General features: G+C 63.0%; 18 protein-coding genes and 1 tRNA gene. 11 read left to right on the forward strand and 8 right to left on the reverse strand.

The window, feature by feature from the left end; translation table 11 throughout:
* The coding region (locus tag H7F49_RS17660; RefSeq protein ID WP_235982309.1) for an IS630 family transposase at positions 1 to 724 on the forward strand (724 nt) is incomplete at its 5' end.
* Positions 725 to 990: 266 nt separating this feature from the next.
* Here the strand turns inward: H7F49_RS17660 and H7F49_RS17665 are convergent.
* From H7F49_RS17665 to H7F49_RS17675, 3 genes are read right to left on the reverse strand one after another with little or no spacing between them, the layout of a single operon-like run.
* Positions 991 to 1,815, reverse strand: coding sequence for a DODA-type extradiol aromatic ring-opening family dioxygenase (locus H7F49_RS17665; protein WP_185684887.1), 825 nt, complete (start codon positions 1,813 to 1,815; stop codon positions 991 to 993).
* The gene (locus H7F49_RS17670; protein WP_185684888.1) at positions 1,808 to 2,107 is read right to left on the reverse strand and encodes a hypothetical protein; all 300 of its coding nucleotides are present in this window, start codon (positions 2,105 to 2,107) and stop codon (positions 1,808 to 1,810) included. Before H7F49_RS17670 ends, H7F49_RS17665 begins: the two co-directional genes overlap by 8 nt.
* A 46-nt stretch (positions 2,108 to 2,153) precedes the next feature.
* The gene (locus tag H7F49_RS17675) at positions 2,154 to 3,176 is read right to left on the reverse strand and encodes a quinone oxidoreductase family protein (protein ID WP_185684889.1); all 1,023 of its coding nucleotides are present in this window, start codon (positions 3,174 to 3,176) and stop codon (positions 2,154 to 2,156) included.
* A 320-nt stretch (positions 3,177 to 3,496) separates the two neighbouring features.
* On the opposite strand from H7F49_RS17675, the gene H7F49_RS17680 reads away from it, so the two are divergent.
* The 8 genes from H7F49_RS17680 (at position 3,497) to dmpG (ending at position 11,460) form a co-directional block, all read left to right on the forward strand.
* Positions 3,497 to 4,150, forward strand: coding sequence for a GntR family transcriptional regulator (locus H7F49_RS17680; RefSeq protein ID WP_214647894.1), 654 nt, complete (start codon positions 3,497 to 3,499; stop codon positions 4,148 to 4,150).
* A gap of 129 nt (positions 4,151 to 4,279) precedes the next feature.
* The gene (locus tag H7F49_RS17685) at positions 4,280 to 5,308 is read left to right on the forward strand and encodes an IS110 family RNA-guided transposase (RefSeq protein WP_185684891.1); all 1,029 of its coding nucleotides are present in this window, start codon (positions 4,280 to 4,282) and stop codon (positions 5,306 to 5,308) included.
* Positions 5,309 to 5,786: 478 nt separating this feature from the next.
* Complete coding sequence (locus H7F49_RS17690; protein ID WP_185684892.1) at positions 5,787 to 6,515, forward strand: GntR family transcriptional regulator; 729 nt, start codon at positions 5,787 to 5,789, stop codon at positions 6,513 to 6,515.
* 166 nt (positions 6,516 to 6,681) lie between these two features.
* Positions 6,682 to 7,452: an alpha/beta fold hydrolase gene (locus tag H7F49_RS17695; RefSeq protein ID WP_214647895.1), complete on the forward strand. Its 771-nt coding sequence runs from the start codon at positions 6,682 to 6,684 to the stop codon at positions 7,450 to 7,452.
* A complete protein-coding gene (locus H7F49_RS17700) occupies positions 7,433 to 8,644 on the forward strand; it encodes an NAD(P)/FAD-dependent oxidoreductase (protein WP_185684894.1) in 1,212 nt (403 codons plus the stop codon). The genes H7F49_RS17695 and H7F49_RS17700 overlap by 20 nt, the downstream gene beginning before the upstream one ends.
* A 58-nt stretch (positions 8,645 to 8,702) precedes the next feature.
* The gene (locus H7F49_RS17705) at positions 8,703 to 9,494 is read left to right on the forward strand and encodes a 2-keto-4-pentenoate hydratase (protein WP_185684895.1); all 792 of its coding nucleotides are present in this window, start codon (positions 8,703 to 8,705) and stop codon (positions 9,492 to 9,494) included.
* A gap of 2 nt (positions 9,495 to 9,496) precedes the next feature.
* Positions 9,497 to 10,438 (forward strand): acetaldehyde dehydrogenase (acetylating), encoded by a 942-nt coding sequence (locus H7F49_RS17710; RefSeq protein ID WP_185684896.1) that lies wholly within the window; start codon positions 9,497 to 9,499, stop codon positions 10,436 to 10,438.
* Positions 10,435 to 11,460, forward strand: a complete 1,026-nt coding sequence (dmpG, locus tag H7F49_RS17715) for a 4-hydroxy-2-oxovalerate aldolase (protein ID WP_185684897.1) — start codon at positions 10,435 to 10,437, stop codon at positions 11,458 to 11,460. The genes H7F49_RS17710 and dmpG overlap by 4 nt, the downstream gene beginning before the upstream one ends.
* 290 nt (positions 11,461 to 11,750) lie before the next feature.
* On the opposite strand, the gene H7F49_RS17720 is transcribed toward dmpG, so the two are convergent.
* Positions 11,751 to 11,825 (reverse strand) — tRNA-Gly (locus tag H7F49_RS17720).
* A gap of 228 nt (positions 11,826 to 12,053) precedes the next feature.
* Here H7F49_RS17720 and H7F49_RS17725 point away from each other — a divergent pair.
* Together H7F49_RS17725 and H7F49_RS17730 are read left to right on the forward strand one after the other, a co-directional pair.
* Positions 12,054 to 12,953: a tetratricopeptide repeat protein gene (locus tag H7F49_RS17725; RefSeq protein ID WP_235982310.1), complete on the forward strand. Its 900-nt coding sequence runs from the start codon at positions 12,054 to 12,056 to the stop codon at positions 12,951 to 12,953.
* 15 nt (positions 12,954 to 12,968) lie between these two features.
* The gene (locus H7F49_RS17730; protein ID WP_185684899.1) at positions 12,969 to 13,583 is read left to right on the forward strand and encodes an LON peptidase substrate-binding domain-containing protein; all 615 of its coding nucleotides are present in this window, start codon (positions 12,969 to 12,971) and stop codon (positions 13,581 to 13,583) included.
* Between the two features lie 51 nt (positions 13,584 to 13,634).
* On the opposite strand, the gene H7F49_RS17735 is transcribed toward H7F49_RS17730, so the two are convergent.
* Genes H7F49_RS17735 through H7F49_RS17750 form a run of 4 tightly spaced genes read right to left on the reverse strand, consistent with a single transcriptional unit; the run spans position 13,635 to position 16,296 of the window.
* Positions 13,635 to 14,255, reverse strand: coding sequence for a MarC family protein (locus H7F49_RS17735; RefSeq protein ID WP_185684900.1), 621 nt, complete (start codon positions 14,253 to 14,255; stop codon positions 13,635 to 13,637).
* 9 nt (positions 14,256 to 14,264) lie between these two features.
* On the reverse strand, positions 14,265 to 15,104 hold the full coding sequence (locus H7F49_RS17740; protein WP_185684901.1) for a hypothetical protein: 840 nt from the start codon (positions 15,102 to 15,104) through the stop codon (positions 14,265 to 14,267).
* Positions 15,105 to 15,112: 8 nt separating this feature from the next.
* Positions 15,113 to 16,006, reverse strand: a complete 894-nt coding sequence (folD, locus tag H7F49_RS17745) for a bifunctional methylenetetrahydrofolate dehydrogenase/methenyltetrahydrofolate cyclohydrolase FolD (RefSeq protein WP_185684902.1) — start codon at positions 16,004 to 16,006, stop codon at positions 15,113 to 15,115.
* The gene (locus H7F49_RS17750) at positions 16,003 to 16,296 is read right to left on the reverse strand and encodes a YggT family protein (RefSeq protein WP_185684903.1); all 294 of its coding nucleotides are present in this window, start codon (positions 16,294 to 16,296) and stop codon (positions 16,003 to 16,005) included. The genes folD and H7F49_RS17750 overlap by 4 nt, the downstream gene beginning before the upstream one ends.
* Between the last annotated feature and the right edge of the window lie 444 nt (positions 16,297 to 16,740).

Below are 16,740 nucleotides of genomic sequence, written 5' to 3' on the forward strand. Positions count from 1 at the left end.
CGCTGCAGGCATTCTTGCCCAAATCAATGCCAAGGATCACAATAGACATCGGTCCGCTCCTTTCCTCTTCAAGCACCGGCATCATATCCGATGCCGGGGAAAAGGGGCGGGCCATCCCATAAAGACCGGGCACGCGATCGAGCAGGACCGTCCCGACGTCCTGAGGCAACGCCGGCATTGGTTCGATGACCAGATAGATCTCGAACCCGAACGCCTCGTCTTTATCGATGAAACCTGGACCGCCACGAACATGACGCGCAGTCACGGCCGCTGCCCGAAAGGCGAGCGGTTGCGGATGGGTTTCCCGCACGGCCATCGCAAGACCACCACGCTCGTTGCTGGCCTGCGCATGACCGGCATGGTGGCGCCGATGGTGTTGGACGGACCGATCAACGGCGACTGGTTCGAAGCCTATGTCGCGCAGGTCCTGGTGCCCGAGCTGCGCCCCGGCGACGTTGTCATCATGGACAACCTCTCGAGCCACAAGCGGGCCGCCGTGAAGGAAAGGATCGAAGCAGCCGGTGCAAGCCTGCGCTTCCTCCCGCCATACAGCCCGGACTTCAATCCGATCGAAAAGGCCTTCTCCCGGCTCAAGGCCATGCTCCGCAAGGCGGGCGAGCGAACCGTCAGCGGGTTGTGGGACCTCATCGGCAAGCTCGTCGACATCTTCCAGCCCGACGAATGCGCCAACTACTTCAAATCCTGCGGCTATGAACCAGAATGAGCGGAAACCGCTCTAACGGTCCAGGCCAAACTGGGTGATAGTCAACCAACCAAGGGTCTGTTGTGCGGCTATCAGCGGTACCAGGAGCGCAACCTTCAATGAGCCGATTGGGTTTAACCCGAACCCGGCGCGATGCGCGTGCAACGACGGCTCCTGCCCGCAAAGCTTCGCTGCCATATTGCTGACACGCGCACTTCCAGCCAAACCGACATTGAGATATCTCTGCTTCGCTGGCCGCACGTTGCGTACAAACGGACGGTGGTTACTCAATCCGGGTCGCTCAGGTGCAGCAGTTCAATAGCGCCCATGCCCGTCACCCATGCGGGGATCGGTTCGTAAAACACCTTGCGCCCAAACCCACCTTCGGCCGCAGCTGCTGCAAATAGCCAACTGATGATTTCCAGACCACCATTTCCAGAGGCGGCGATAATTTCCTCGCTGGGAAGAGCTGCGATGCGTGCGCTATCCCCATCGATCAGCGCGGCGATTACATGGCTGTCGAAGTCTTCAGCGATGCGGCCTTCGCCGGGCACCCTGAGCCAGTGCGAAAGACCACCGGTTCCGATGACCAGCACCTTTTCATCTGCCGGTCTGCAATCCTCTACATAGCCCTTCAGCACCTGTCCAAGTCGGTGACATCGCGCCGGCGACGGCGGCACCGGGATAACCGCATTGAGATAGACCGGCACGATCGGAATATGGCCAGCCGGGTCGACCACAGTCTTGGGGAAGGCTATCCCGTGATCTGGCCGAACCTCCTCGATCTGGACAATCTCGAAGTCGTGCTTCGAAGCGAAGCGAACGAAGCCTTCCGCAAATTCGCGGTGCCCGGGGAAGACCTGGGACGGCAATCCGGCGTCGGCAAGCGACGTCATTTCGTCGGCCACCACAACGCCGATCGGAATTTGGACAGCAAGGTCGAAATTGTTAAAGTGATCGCCCGCGGCCATTACGATCAGGGTTGGGTTGAGCCGCTCGACTATACGGCGAATTTCCATCATCCCTGCAAACACCCTTTCGGCTGCTTCCTCTACACCGTCGGGCGGGAACATGACGTGCGGCATACAAATGGCGCCAAGAAGCTTACCCATTACGCTTCTCCAGAAGTCTATCGAGATATGCGTCAAGAGGGCCTGGTAGAGCAGACTCACCAGCTGCCGGTCGGGGTGTGCGCATGCGCAGATATTTCATTTGCAAATTAGGGTGAACGCCCAGTTCGGTCATCGAGGCTACGGAGGCATCCTCCAGCAAGGCAATCTGCCTTTGATCGAGCCCATAGCGCGCGTAGTAAGGGGCTGGATCGCTCGCAAAGGCGGCGCAAGCCTCCGGGTCGCGATGGATAGCCTGGATCATGCGATGGATGTAATAAGGCGCTACGGTCATTTCGCGATCCTGACAGCTGGTTGGCACTGGTGCGTTTTGGGCCGCTTCACGGCCGCAAGGCCACTTTCCCGATTACGCCGCCGCGATCGAGCAAGCGGTTCGCCTCGACGACTTCGCTCATCGGGAAGATCATTTCGGCGGCATACAGGGGACCGCATTCAAACAGGTTGAGCATTGCCTGCGTAGCAGCAGGGAGCATTGGGGTTGGGAAGAAATCATCAGCCGCGAAGGTCTTGATAGCGATGGTTTTGCCAATGCGGAAAACGTCAAACAGGGTTTTCCCGGCGACATAGCCATAAGCTTGAATTTCTCCGAATGGTGCCATCACCTCGAAGTCACGGTTCAGCGTCTCACCGCCCACACCATTGAAGCTGAAATCGACCCCGCGCCCGGACGTCAAGGTCAGCACCTTCGCTACATAATCTTCGGTATCGACCCGGATAACTTCTGCGGCCCCCAACTTACGACAGAACTCCTCCTCCTGCGCAGTACGGCAGGTCGCGATGACGTGGCATCCCTTGGCTTCGCCCAACTGCATGACCATTGAACCCATACCGCCGCTGGCGCCGTGGACCAGCACCGTTGCGCCTTTTGGGACCTTGCTCGATCCTTCGAACAGGAAATGGGCAAGCCGGTAATTGACGATGTATGGCAAGGCGCATTCGAACGAAACGCTATCCGGAATCCTGGTAATATCGGCCGGCGGGTAAGACCGACCGTCCTTCGTCGTGGTCGGCACCGTGGGGGCCGCTACGTATTCGGCGCAGCATGCGCCCGACACAACTAGCGCCATGACTCGGTCACCCACTGCGATACCGGTCACGCTGTCCCCCACAGCTACAACAGTGCCGGCCACTTCCCGTCCAGGATAATGCGGGAGAACCGTCGTGGAGAAATAAGTGCCACGCCGCGCTTCAGTATCGCCATAGGTCAGTCCGGCCAGCGCCGTCTTGATCAACACATCATGCGGCCCGACTGCTGGCGTTGGCACGTCGACCACCGCGAGATTTTCGGGTCCACCCACTTGGTCGAGCCGAACCGCTCGCATCGTCGAGGGAATATCGTTCATCAAGCGCAGATCCTGTCTATTTAGGTCGCCATGCCGCATACTGTATGCATTCTTAGGAGTCAACGCGAGGTCGTCAAGTCGCTGTATGGTTCAGCGGGTTAGTGGATAGATCCGACCGGACTGCCGGGCGCGTGGTCCTGAATTGGGATGCATGAAGCTGATTGCGTCGGCGACAGCATGCCGTTATCCGATGAAGGAAGAGGGGATTGCAGCACACCGCAAATGCATGCGGAGTACGCCATACGAACCCTCTCTCGTATTGCCAATTGCCGGCGTGCCTCCCATGGTTGCCGTGAGTATCAGAGGAGCGACGTGGGCCAATGAGTATCCGAAGCAGGACGGTCGTGCAGGTCGATCGCTTGCGTGACCAAGTCTACAGACTGATTCTTGAAGACTTGAAATCGGGAGAGTTCAAACCGGGTAGTCGGCTGGTTGAAGGTCACTTGGCGAAGCGTTACAGCGTATCGCGCACACCGGTGCGCGAAGCTCTGTTCCAGCTGTCGCGCGAAGGCAAGTTGAGCACCGCCGAACGCGGCTACGAGGTTGCCACGGACGACGATCAGACGACAATCGATCGACATGAGGTGCGTGAGCTGCTGGACCCTCGGCTGGCCTACCTCGCGGCCAGCGGCTCGCAGGCGAGCAAGCGTGAACTGTCACAGATATTGAAGCAAGAACAAGCTGCCCATGAAACGAACAACGTAGATGCGTTTATCGAGGCCAACCTGGAGTTTCGCGAGACCTTGCGCAGCATGTGCCGCAACTCGCTACTCGCGCGCTGTTCCGCGCTGCTTGACGATCAAGCCCAGCCGACCCGACGCCGGATGTTCAGCGCCCCGCATTACCGTGAACTTGAATTCGAGCATGACCAGGCCATTGCACAAGCCATCATTGCTGGCGACGCAGAAGGCGCCGAACAAGCGATGCGCGCATATATTCTAATGGTAAAAAGCCACCTCGAAACTATCTTCTAGCGCCAGCTCTGCCAGCTCTGCCAGCTTTCCGGCTCATCCTGCCTCTTCGCGCTGTCTGATGGGGTGGACGCCCCCCGACGGCATTGATGTGCCAAGGTAGGTGTTGTGGAGCACCTAGAGGAGGCGTCCGTGAGTGAAGTTAGCACGATTGGTCTAGATATCGCCAAGTCCGTTTTTCAGGCGCATGGCGCTGATGCGAGAGGGCAGATGCTGTACAGCCGTCGCCTGGCGCGGGGTAAGATCCTGGAGTTTTTCGCTTCGCAACCGCGTTGCCTGGTAGCGATAGAGGCGTGCGGCAGCGCGCACCATTGGGCGCGTGAGTTGACCGCTATTGGGCATGAGGTTCGGCTGATCCCACCAGCATATGTGAAGCCATTCGTGAAGCGGCAGAAGAACGATGCAGCAGATGCGGAGGCGATCTGCGAAGCAGCGCAACGACCCAACATGCGGTTCGTGGCTATAAAGAGTGAGGAGCAGCAGGCGTCAAGCCTGGTGTTCCGCACGCGCGATTTACTGGTGCGACAGCGTACCCAGACGATCAACGCGATCCGCGGGCATATGGCCGAGTATGGCTGGGTTGCACCCCGCGGACCGGCATGGGTGACGCAGCTTGGTGAGTTGATCAACCAAGAGGTTGGCGCGTCCTTACCAGAGGCGGCGCGCGACATGTTTCGGGTAATGCTTGGCCTGCTCGACGAGCTCGATGTTCGGATTGCAGTGCTCGATAAGGAGATTGCTCGGCGAGCCCGGGAGGATGAGGTCGCGCGACGGCTGATGACGATTCCTGGGATCGGACCGATCGCGGCGACTGCCATCGCGGCACTCGCTCCCGCCATGGAGACGTTCAAGCGTGGGCGAGATTTTGCCGCCTGGCTTGGGCTCACGCCGCGACAGAAGTCGACGGGCGGCAAGACCAGACTGGGTCGAACGTCGAAGATGGGCGAGCGCACATTGAGGCGATTGCTGATCATCGGAGCGAGTTCGATGGTTCAGCACGCGAGCCGGCGCGGTCCGCCCGAGGGCTCCTGGCTTGCCGGGATGCTCGCGCGCAAACCGCGGATGCTGATCAGCGTGGCCCAGGCGAATAAGACCGCACGCATCGTCTGGGCGGTGCTGGTGTCGAAGCAGGATTACAGAGCTCCGGTGGTGTCAATTTAACCAGTCACCACCAGAGGTCGTCGGAGGACGGCAAGCGACGCGAAGGAGGGTATGGCGCAACAGTCGACAAGACGGGATCCGAAAAACCAGAACACAGGTTTGTGCCTCGAGCGCGTCTGTCTGATTTGGATCGGGTCCGCGAACTCCCATACTGGCCAGCAGCATCCAAGCTGCAACAACAGGCCGGACAGATGGCAGCATCCGATCGTCGCGCAGTTATCCCGATTTACCCGCTTGCTTTCCGTGGGGCGTCCACAGATTTCTGTGTGCGCTTTGGCCTGATTGACCTGCCGCCGACCACTGCCTGCGACAGGGAGAGACCTCTCCGTGGATCGAAGCGGTACGACAATCCTGCTTGATTGCGCGAGATCAAAGTCAATCGGTATTCTGTATGTAACATGCATGTGTTTGGTGCGGTTCCGCTCGCGATGCGAGCAGTTCACGCTCCAATCGGAGGCAGTGAACGCCAAAGTTCACGATGACTGAGCGCGCAGTGCCGGGATTTCGCAGGAATTATGAAGGCAGCATGGAAATAAAAGCCAAGACGGTGGTTCACGTCGAACACCTCCGCAATCAAATCTATTCGCTCATTCGCGAAGACTTGCTACTCGGCGCTCTTCCGTCCGGCAAGCGCCTGCCAGAATTGACCTTAGCTCTGCGCTATCAGGTTTCGCGGACTCCGGTGCGCGAAGCGCTTGCCCAGCTTCATCGCGATGGATTTGTTACATTTGGCAGCCAAGGCTACGTTGCCTCCAGCTTTTCCAGCCGCGAAATCGCCCAGTTGGTCGAAGTCAAGAAACTGATGATGCCCAGCTTCGCGCAGAACGTGCTTAGGCACGCCACGTCGATGCAGATCGATCAGTTGTGCAAGGTCGTTGCCGAAGCGAAAGCCTGCTTGCAGCGCGATGCGGCAACCCAGGACTTACTTGTCTGCCTCGTACAATTCGGCGATTTTTTGCGCGCAATTTGTACAAACAACCTACTGGCCCACAGCCTGTTCCTGTGCGATACTAGGCTTGGCATGGCGTTTGCGACGGTCCACCTTGACGCGCGCGTGCAGCAGGCGGCGGGTGACAGTCTGGAGGCGGTGCTTCAGTCGCTGCTGCGCAAGGATGCGAAAGTTCTGGCAGCGGCTTGCCTGGCGCAAACCGATTTCTATCAGCAGGTCATCGATCAAGCCGCCGTCCCTGCTAGCTTAGCTGCCTAGGATTTGCACCTCCTGATCTACGGCTGGGCTCGGCGACCGGGTTTCGGCACATCGCCCTGCTCACTGACCGGCGCCCTCCAGCACCCCCCTCTTGACCTACCAACAGTTTGCATACAGTATTCCATAACGTCAGCCGTCGTCGTTGTTGGGGATTGTCATGCCGCTCGTGACCATCGCGGAAAACGCGATCTATTACGAAGATTACGGAGCCGGTCCGGCCCTAATTTTTGCACACGGCGTGGGAGGCAATCATGCCAGTTGGCACAAGCAGGTCGATGCCTTTGCCGACCGCTATAGGGTCATCGTATTCGATCATCGCGGGTTTGGAAATTCCGACGATCGCGGCAAAGTCGGCCAGTCGCGTTATGTGCCCGATCTTGCCGGAATGATGGATGCGCTCGGCATAGCGCGGGCCTTCCTGGTTGGACAATCAATGGGTGGTGGAACTTGCGCCAATTTCACCTGCACCTATCCCGAACGGGTGATCGGTTTGGTCATAGCGAACTCGTTGATCGGACTCGAAGTCAATGAACCGCTGCAATCCGAGATCAAATCAAGACTGGATCAGGCTACCGACTTGTCGCAGGCAGAAAGGGTTCTGGGTCCGCGCATCCGCCGAGACGACCCCGCTAGCGAGCGACTTTATCTGCAAATCGCGAGCTTCAACGATGTCACGTTTCAGACCCTGCGTGGGCAGATGCCACGTTGGAAGCCGGCCATGCTCGCGGCCACCGGCGTCCCCGTCCGGTTCATCGCAGGCCAGGATGACGTCTTGTTCCCTCCCGCAAGCATCAGCGCCGTGCACACACTGGTTCCGGGATCGACCTATACTGCAATTCCAGGCTCTGGGCATTCGGCCTATTTTGAGGACGCTCAAGCCTTCAACGCGGCCTTGGCAGACTTCCTGACCTCGTGTGATGATGCCGATGTCCGTTAATACTACCGCCGATATCGTGATCGTGGGCGGCGCAGGCATGGGCAGCGCCGTGGCCTATTTCCTTCGGGCGATTGGCCCGGCAGGGTTGCGCGTAGTGGTCTGCGAACCCGATCCTACCTATGAACGCGCGGCAACTGCATTATCAGCTGGTGGGATCAGGCAACATTTCTCCACTGCCGAAAACATCTTGATGTCGCGCTTCGGCCACGATTTTCTGCTCGAGGCGGCAGAATGTCTGGCAATCGCCGACGAACTGGCACCAGTCACCTTTCACCCTCTGCCATACCTGCATCTGGCTGCCGGCGAAGCGGAAACCACCGCACTGCGCAATAGCTTTGACCTGCAAGCGCAACTCGGTTCAAGCTCCACTTGGCTCGAGCGCAAAGAACTACGCGCCCGCTACCCGTGGATGAATTGCGACGATGTCGATGCTGCTGTGCTCGGTGGACCGATGGAAGGGTTATTCGATCCGTATGCATTGCTGCAGTCTTTCCGGCGCAAAGCAATAAATATGGGTGCGGAGTTTCGTCAGGCTGCGGTCACCGGCATTTCGCTGGACGAAGGCCCCTCTGAATTTCAGGGTGCGCAAATTACGCTAAGTGATGGGTCCAAGGTATCATGCGCGAGGGTGATCAACTGTGCCGGCCCGAAGGCTCGAGCCGTGGCTCAGCTTGCAGGGATCAGCTTGCCGGTCATCCCAATCCGCGCGCACACGTTCGTGTTCAAAGCCGAATCGCCGCCAACAGGCGATCACTTTCCGATTTTGGTGGACAACATTCAACTCCTGAACGTCCGACCCGAAGGTGGCATGTACCTAACTGGATCTCCGCGAGAAGGCGACCTCGCCGATGCCGGCGATAACTTCGAGATTGAGTATGACCTGTTCGATTCCATCCTATGGCCCATGCTAGCGGCGCGAATTCCGTCCTTCGAGGCGATCCGCATGGTCAATGCTTGGGTCGGCCATATGGAATGGAGCACCTTGGACGCAAATGCCATTATCGGCCCTCACCCTGATCACCCGCAGATGATTTTCGCAAACGGGTTCAGCGGTCATGGTGCTCAACATTGCCCTGCTGTCGGCCGTGCCATCGCCGAATTAGTAGTTCACGGCAGATTTCAGTCAATCGACTTATCTCGCTTTGGCTTCAAGCGAGTTTTAAGTAACGCCACTCTGGCAGAGTGCTATTGAAAATAATTTCATAGCTATACTTTAGTAACAAGAATTTAATACTGAGCATAGGTGAATTTTGTCGAATTTTACTGCAGAACACGCACGCCTCGCCAAGCGACTTCGCGATGCCTATAGCAAAGGCCCAATCGCACCATTGCGTGAGTTTCTGGATCCAACCGATGCCTCAGGGGCATATGCGGTTCAGGCGATCAACACACGGGTTTGGGAAAGCCAGGGGCGGCGGATTGTGGGCCGCAAGGCAGGCTTGACCGCCGAAGCGGTGCAGAAGCAGCTGGGCGTCGATCAGCCCGATTTCGGCGTGCTGTTCGACGATATGCGGGTGGCCGATGGCGGGCTGCTCGATCCCGGGCGCTGCATCCAGGCCAAGGCCGAGGCCGAGATCGCCTTTGTGCTGGGGGCTGATCTGCCGTCGCCCGATACCACGCTGGAAGATGTCGCCGCCGCGGTCGCCACGGTCCACGCGGCGATCGAAATCGTCGACAGCCGGATCGCCGACTGGAAGATCACCTTTGCCGATACCGTGGCCGACAATGGTTCGTCAGCGTTCTTCGTGCTGGCCGAGGCCGGGCTGCCCCTGGCCGGTCTGGATCTGCCGGGCGCAGCGATGACGATGAGCGTCAACGGCGAAGTTGCCTCCAGCGGGGTCGGCGCGGCGGTGATGGGCAACCCGCTCAACGCCGCAACCTGGCTGGCGCGCACGCTGGCCTCGGCGGGCGAGCCGCTCAAGGCGGGCGACGTCCTGCTGGCAGGCGCGCTGGGACCGATGGTTGCGCTGAAGCCGGGCGATGTGGTGGTGGCCGAGGTCGCCGGGATCGGCAGCTGTTCATTCACATTCGCGGGAGCCTGAAGATGGCCAAAACCAAGGTAGCCATCATCGGATCGGGCAATATCGGCACCGACCTGATGATCAAGGTGATGCGCCTTTCCGATGTGCTGGAAATGGGCGTGATGGTGGGGATCGACCCGGCCTCCGACGGGCTCGCCCGCGCGGCGCGGATGGGCGTTGCCACCACCCACGAGGGGATCGACGGGCTGATCGCCATGCCTGAGTTTGCCGATGTGGAGATCGTGTTCGACGCGACCAGCGCGGGCGCGCACAAGCGCAACAACGAACTGGTCCAGGCAGCGGGCAAGCGGATGGTCGACCTGACCCCGGCAGCGATCGGCCCCTATGTGATCCCGCCGGTCAACGGCGAAAAGTGCCTTGATGCGAAGAACGTCAACATGGTCACCTGCGGCGGCCAGGCGACTATCCCGATCGTTGCGGCGGTCAACCGGGTAGCCAAGGTCCATTACGGCGAGATCGTCGCCTCGATCTCCTCGAAAAGCGCCGGTCCCGGCACCCGCGCCAATATCGACGAATTCACCGAGACAACCAGCCAGGCGATCATGGACGTCGGCGGGGCAACGCGCGGCAAGGCGATCATCATCCTCAACCCGGCCGAACCGCCGCTGATCATGCGCGATACGGTCTATTGCCTGTGCGAGGATGCCGATCAGGACGCGATCCGTAAATCGGTAGAAGACATGGTGGCCGAAGTGCAGACCTATGTGCCCGGTTACCGGATAAAGCAGGCGGTGCAGTTCGAGCATATCGGCTCCAACCGCCCGTTGCGCATCTCGGAAATGGACGGTGAGTTCACGGGGCTGAAGGTCAGCGTATTCCTCGAAGTGGAAGGTGCCGCACACTATCTGCCCGCCTATGCCGGAAATCTCGACATCATGACTTCGGCGGCGATGAAGACCGCCGAGAAGATCGCGCTGCGCATGCACGAAGGAGTGGCGGCATGACTTTCGACCCCACCACGGACAAGCTCTACATCCAGGACGTCACCCTGCGCGACGGGATGCACGCGATCCGCCACCAGTACAGCCTCGATCATGTGCGTGCGATCGCGCGCGCGCTCGACCAGGCCGGGGTCGATGCGATCGAGGTTGCCCATGGTGACGGGCTGCAAGGCTCCAGCTTCAACTACGGCTTTGGCGCCTATACCGATTGGGACTGGATCGGGGCGGTGGCCGAAGTGCTCGAACGATCGGTCCTCACCACGCTGCTGCTGCCCGGGATCGGCACGGTGCATGACCTCAAGCATGCCTTCGAGATGGGGGTGCGCTCGGTCCGCATCGCCACGCATTGCACCGAGGCTGATGTCAGCAAACAGCATATCGAGGCGGCCCGCAACCTGGGCATGGACGTTTCGGGCTTTCTGATGATGAGCCACATGAGCGAGCCTGATGCCTTGGCCCAGCAGGCCAGGCTGATGGAAAGCTACGGCGCGCAGTGCGTCTATGTCACCGACAGCGGCGGGGCCATGACCATGGACCAGTACGCCGCGCGGCTTGCCGCCTATGACAAGGTGCTGAAACCCGAAACCCAGCGCGGGGTCCACGCCCACCACAACCTCAGCCTGGGCGTGGCCAACTCGATCGTCGCGGTCCAGGGCGGCGCGATCCGCGTCGATGCCAGCCTCGCGGGCATGGGCGCGGGTGCGGGCAATGCCCCGCTCGAAGTGTTCATCGCCGCCGCCGACCGGATGGGCTGGAACCACGGCTGCGACCTGTTCGCGCTGATGGATGCCGCCGAGGAACTGGTCCGCCCGCTTCAGGACCGCCCCGTCCAGGTCGACCGCGAGACGCTGACGCTCGGCTATGCCGGGGTTTACTCCAGCTTCCTGCGCCACGCCGAAAAGGCAGCCTCCGAATACGGCATCGACACCCGCTCGATCCTCGTCGAACTCGGCAAACGCAAAATGGTCGGCGGCCAGGAAGACATGATCGTCGATGTCGCGCTGGATATGATCCGGCAGTCTTGAGGTAGGGGCAGCCGTGTGAACCCGGTCGACGCGAATTTATCCCAACGACCTGGATGCGTAGACGCAGTTGTCGATGCGCCTAGCGACACGCCTGCGCCATTGACATTCGATTTGATGAAATTCGGTCTGAAATCGAAAGGCGCCAGTGAATCGGCCCATCGCAAGACCTTCCATCCGCTGGACGTACAGCAGCGTAGAATTAGGTCCCTTTGGTGGTTAACGGAAGGGCGCTCGACGCTGCCGCCATTCGCGGCAAAGTGATTCAAGAGGCTGAGAAATAAAGAGAAAACTGGAGCGGGCGAAGGGATTCGAACCCTCGACCCCAACCTTGGCAAGGTTGTGCTCTACCCCTGAGCTACGCCCGCTCTGGCATCGCGGCCGGGCTGCTGAAGCGCACCGGCCGGGGTGGAGGCGCGCCATTAGCAATGGCCCCCGCGGGCTGCAAGGGGTATTTTTCGCGAAAACGAACGGACTGCGCGTGCGGCTTTTTCGCTTCACAAATGGCCGCGAGCCCCCACATTGGGCGCGAACGTCGGCCGGCCTCCCCTTACGGGACGCCATGCCGGTCCTGCAGGAGTGAACACGTGGCAAGCATGGGTCTGAGCATCGACGAACAGAAGGCGGTCGAGCGGTTCCGCCAGTCGGTGGCCGAACCGTCGATGACCCAACTGGTCGTGCTGGATTTCTGGGCGGAATGGTGCGGGCCGTGCAAGGCGCTCGCCCCGGTGCTGGAGAAGGTGTGCGGCGAATATGCCGACAAGGGCGTGGTCCTGGCCAAGCTGGATGTCGACAAGGAACCGTTCATCGCCGCGCAGTTCCAGGTCCGCTCGATCCCCACCGTCTATGCCGTGTTCCAGGGCCAGCCGGTCGCCGATCTGACCAGTGCGCGCACCGAATCGCAGTTGCGCGCGGTGCTGGACCAGTTGCTCGCCAAGCTGCCGATCCAGCCGGGCGGGGTTCCCGTGCCCGATCTGGCCCCGCTGCTGGCGATGGGCGAGGAGGTGCTGGCCGCCGGCGAGGCCGAGCGCGCCCAGTCGATCTTTGCCCAGATCATGGAAATGGCGCCGGATAGTGCCGCCGCTGCCGCGGGTCTGGTCCGCGCGATGCTGGCCGCCGGACAGGTCGAGGAGGCCGAGGGCGTGCTGGGCGCGCTCGATCCCGGGCTCGCCGCCGATCCGCTGATCGCCCAGGCCCGGGCCGCGCTGGAGCTGGCCAGGGACAAGCCCGAGGACAGCGAGCTGGCCGCGCTGCAGGCCGCCGCAGCCGCCGCGCCGGGCGACATGGACGCCCAGTTCGCCTATGCGGGCGCCGCCTTCGCCGCCGGCCAGCGCGAAGAGGCGGCCGACGTGCTGCTGCGGATGGTCGCCGCGGATCGCGCCTGGAACGAGGGTGCGGCGCGGACCAAGCTGCTGCAGATCTTCGAGGCGGTCGGGCTGGAGGACCCCTGGGTCGCCGCCACCCGCCGCAAGCTTTCCACCATCCTGTTCGGCTGAGCGGACGTCCACCCCATGGCCACCCGGCGCATCTCGATCTTTCCGCTCTCGGGCGCGATGCTCTATCCCGGGCTGCAGTTGCCCCTGCACATCTTCGAGCCCCGCTACCGGGCGATGGTGTCCGACGCCCTCGCCCGCGACCGGCGGATCGGCATGATCCAGCCGCAGCACCCGGCCGATGGCTCGCCGCTGTTCGCGGTGGGCTGCCTGGGCAAGATCGGCGAGGTCGAGGCGCTCGAGGACGGGCGCTTCAACATCGTGCTGGAGGGCGAGGTGCGCTTCCGCGTGCTGCGCGAGCTCGACGTGACCACCCCGTTCCGCCAGGTCGAGGGGGAGCTGCTCGACGAACCCGCCGATCAGGCGCTGGCCGCGGTCGAGCGCGCCGGGTTCGAGCAGGCGGCCCGCCGCTTCGCCGCGATCCAGGGCTATGCGGTCGACTGGACCAGCGTGTCGCGCCTGGATGACGAGACGCTGATCAACGGGGTCGCGCAGATCGCCCCGTTCGATGCCGCGGCCAAGCAGGCCCTGCTCGAGGCGCCGGACCTGTCGACCCGCTGCGAGCTGCTGGTCCAACTGATGCAGTTCTTCGAACGGCGCGAGGGCGATGCCCCGGGAGCGACACTGCAGTAGAGACCGCCGGGGGTCCGTCCGCCGACCCGGGGCTTCGCCGCGCCCGGAGGATCAACCCACGCTGCTGCGCAGGCCGTCGATCACGAACTGGACCGCCAGCGCCGCCAGCAAGACGCCCAGCAGCCGGGTGATGACCGCCTCGACCTGGCTGCCAAGGAGGCGGATCAGCGGGCGCGCACCAACCAGCGCGGCGAAGGTCAGCAGCATCACCGCAAGCAGGGCGCCGAGGATCACCAGCGTCTGGTCGGTGCCCTGGGCCCGGGCCATCAGCAGCATGACCGAGGCGATCGAGCCGGGTCCGGCGATCATCGGCATGGCCATGGGAAAGACCGAGACGTCCTCCACCTCGGGCGTGGCGCGCAGCTTCTCGGCGCGCTCCTCGCGGCGCTGGGTGCGCTTTTCGAACACCATGTCGAGCGCGATCAGGAACAGCATGATCCCGCCGGCGATCCGGAACGAATCGAGCGCGATGTGCAGGGCTCCCAGCAGTTGTTCGCCGAACAGGGCGAAGACCACCAGGATGGCGGTGGCGATCACGGTCGCGCGCAGGGCCATGGCCCGCGCCTGGTGCGCCGAGGCCCGGGCGGTCAGCCCGGCATAGATCGGCGCGCAGCCGGGCGGATCGATCACCAGGAACAGGGTGGTGAAGGCCGAGACGAACAGTTCGATCATCGCGGCACCCTAGCGCCGTGGGTCCGGGGCCGCCACCCGGTCCGTCAGGAGCACCTGGTCCTGGCCGTCGCGCCGCCAGCGGACCGTCAGGGTCCGCGCGCCCTCCGGCGTCACCGCGACATCCCAGCGCAGCGAACCATCGCGCGCGGCGCCGCTGCGGCCCGCGGGATCGAGCGGGGGCAAGTCCTTCGGCTTGGGCGGCTTGGGCGGCTTGGGCGGCTTCGGTGGCCGGGCCGGAGGGGCCGGCGGGCGGGCGCCGCCCTCGGCCATGCCCGGAGGACGCGCGCGGGGCGGACAATCGGCGACCAGCGCGCTGATCATCTCGGGGGCATCGGGCAGGCTCGCGGCCTCGTCGCCATGGTCAAGCACCCAGCGGTAGGCGCCGTCGGGCTGGCGCTGCCAGAGGGTGGTGAACCAGCCCTGCCGGGGCGCCGGGGTGGCGCCCGTGGCTTCCCCCCCAACGCCGGAGCTGCGCGGAGCCTGCCAGGTGCCGCGGCTGACCATCAGGGTCCCGTCGCAGCTCGACCAGACCTGCTGCGGCTGCCAGCGCAGCGCCTGGGGCGGATTGGTCCGGCCGAGCAGCCATTGCTGCGCCCAGACCATCCGGGGCACGAACATCACCGCATCGGGGGCGGCGGCGGCAGCGAAGGCGGTCCACTGGCCGCGCTGCTGGGCGTCGCGCGCAAAGGCCAGTTCGGCGGCGATCACCGCACTGGGATTGGCATAGGAAAAGCGCTGGCCCGGCGCCGGCCGCGCGCCTGCTGCCGGCGGCGGGCCACCAGGGTCCTGCGCGTCGGCGGGCCCGGCCAGCAGCACCAGAGCGGCCAGGCTGGCGAGCGATCGGGCCATCACCGGGTTCAGATCGCGTCCGGCGCCAGCGGCTGCCCGGCGTTGCGCCAGGCCGCGACCAGCGTGTTGCGCAGCAGGACGGCGATGGTCATCGGCCCAACCCCGCCGGGCACCGGGGTGATCGCCCCGGCCACCGTGCTTGCTCCGGCAAAGTCGACATCGCCGACCAGCCGGGTCTTGCCCGGCTCGGCCGCGGGAACGCGGTTGATCCCGACGTCGATCACCGTGGCTCCGGGCTTCAGCCAGTCGGCCTTGACCATTTCGGGCCGGCCGACCGCGGCGACGACGATGTCGGCGCGGCGCACCACCTCGGGCAGGTCGCGCGTGCGGCTGTGCGCCACGGTGACCGTGCAGCTTTCCGCCAGCAGCAGCTGGGCCATCGGCTTGCCGACGATGTTCGAGCGCCCGATCACCACGGCATCAAGCCCGCTGAGCGAGCCGAGCCGGTCCTTCAGCAGCATCAGGCAGCCCAGCGGTGTGCAGGGCACGAAGCCCGGTTGCCCCACGGCCAGGCGCCCCGCATTGACCACGTGGAAGCCATCGACGTCCTTGTCCGGCGCGATCGTGGCGATCACCTTCTGCTCGTCGATATGGACCGGGAGGGGCAGTTGGACCAGGATCCCGTCAACCGCGGGATCGGCGTTCAGCGCCTCGACCCGGGCGAGCAGATCGGCCTCGGAGGTGTCGGCGGGCAGCTTGTACTCGAAGCTCGCCATACCGGCCTCGACGGTCTGCTTGCCCTTGCTGCGGACATAGACCTGGCTGGCCGGATCCTCGCCCACCAGCACCACGGCAAGGCCCGCCTTGCGGCCGAATTCGCCCTCGAACCGGGCGGCCAGATCGGCCACACGCGCGCGCAGGCCGGCGGCGAAGGCCTTTCCGTCAATCCGCTCTGCGCTCATCCGTAGTGGCGCCCGACATAGGACAGGATGATCATCACGACCTGGATCAGGAAGAGCAGCACGATGGGCGAGAAATCGAGCCCGCCCGTGCGCGGCAGATGGCGCCGGATCGGGGCAAGGATCGGATCGAGGATGGCGTTGAGCCCGGTCATCAGGGCGGACACGAACTGGTTGTGGTAGTTCACCACGTTGAACGCCACCAGCATGCTGAGGACGAACTGGATGATCACCACGTAGGTGACCAGGTTGGCCAGCAGGGCCAGGATCGGAATGAGGACTTCAGAGATCATGCGGGCCTTCCCGGGCAATCACGGTCGAGCGCGCTGATAGCCGGTCTGCCCGGGCAAGTCACGGGGGCGCGAGGGGCAGGAAAGCGGGTGGATGAGGGCCGGGGGCTGGTTGACTTGGGCCGGGTGCGGGGATGCGGCGGGGAAGCAGGCCCGGTGCGGGGCATGGGGACGCCGGGATGGCCGGTTTCGCCTGGGATTGGTCATTCCGATCCTCCCCCGTTTTGCGCAGCACAACGGGGGAGGGGAACCGCGCTGCCGCAGGCAGCGGGGTGGAGGGGGACAGCAACCGGCCCCCTCCGTCAGCCGGCATGCGCCGTCTGACACCTTGTATCTTGAAAATGATGCATGATGCGATTGCGGGTTGGGTCGCTAGCGACCCAACCCGCGCCGTTCGCGAGCCCGCTGACACCTAGGTTGTGTGGACCGCTGGGGAGCTTGGGCCCG

The organism is Novosphingobium aerophilum (assembly GCF_014230305.1).
GTDB classification, from domain to species: domain Bacteria; phylum Pseudomonadota; class Alphaproteobacteria; order Sphingomonadales; family Sphingomonadaceae; genus Novosphingobium; species Novosphingobium aerophilum.

Coding starts and splice junctions, on each gene's coding strand:
- dmpG (WP_185684897.1), top strand. CDS start 10,435: ATGACTTTCGACCCCACCACGGACAAGCTCTACATCCAGGACGTCACC.
- H7F49_RS17730 (WP_185684899.1), top strand. CDS start 12,969: ATGGCCACCCGGCGCATCTCGATCTTTCCGCTCTCGGGCGCGATGCTC.
- H7F49_RS17750 (WP_185684903.1), bottom strand. CDS start 16,296: ATGATCTCTGAAGTCCTCATTCCGATCCTGGCCCTGCTGGCCAACCTG.
- H7F49_RS17700 (WP_185684894.1), top strand. CDS start 7,433: ATGATGCCGATGTCCGTTAATACTACCGCCGATATCGTGATCGTGGGC.
- H7F49_RS17670 (WP_185684888.1), bottom strand. CDS start 2,107: ATGACCGTAGCGCCTTATTACATCCATCGCATGATCCAGGCTATCCAT.
- H7F49_RS17725 (WP_235982310.1), top strand. CDS start 12,054: ATGGGTCTGAGCATCGACGAACAGAAGGCGGTCGAGCGGTTCCGCCAG.
- H7F49_RS17710 (WP_185684896.1), top strand. CDS start 9,497: ATGGCCAAAACCAAGGTAGCCATCATCGGATCGGGCAATATCGGCACC.
- folD (WP_185684902.1), bottom strand. CDS start 16,006: ATGAGCGCAGAGCGGATTGACGGAAAGGCCTTCGCCGCCGGCCTGCGC.
- H7F49_RS17680 (WP_214647894.1), top strand. CDS start 3,497: ATGAGTATCCGAAGCAGGACGGTCGTGCAGGTCGATCGCTTGCGTGAC.
- H7F49_RS17665 (WP_185684887.1), bottom strand. CDS start 1,815: ATGGGTAAGCTTCTTGGCGCCATTTGTATGCCGCACGTCATGTTCCCG.
- H7F49_RS17735 (WP_185684900.1), bottom strand. CDS start 14,255: ATGATCGAACTGTTCGTCTCGGCCTTCACCACCCTGTTCCTGGTGATC.
- H7F49_RS17740 (WP_185684901.1), bottom strand. CDS start 15,104: ATGGCCCGATCGCTCGCCAGCCTGGCCGCTCTGGTGCTGCTGGCCGGG.
- H7F49_RS17690 (WP_185684892.1), top strand. CDS start 5,787: ATGACTGAGCGCGCAGTGCCGGGATTTCGCAGGAATTATGAAGGCAGC.
- H7F49_RS17675 (WP_185684889.1), bottom strand. CDS start 3,176: ATGAACGATATTCCCTCGACGATGCGAGCGGTTCGGCTCGACCAAGTG.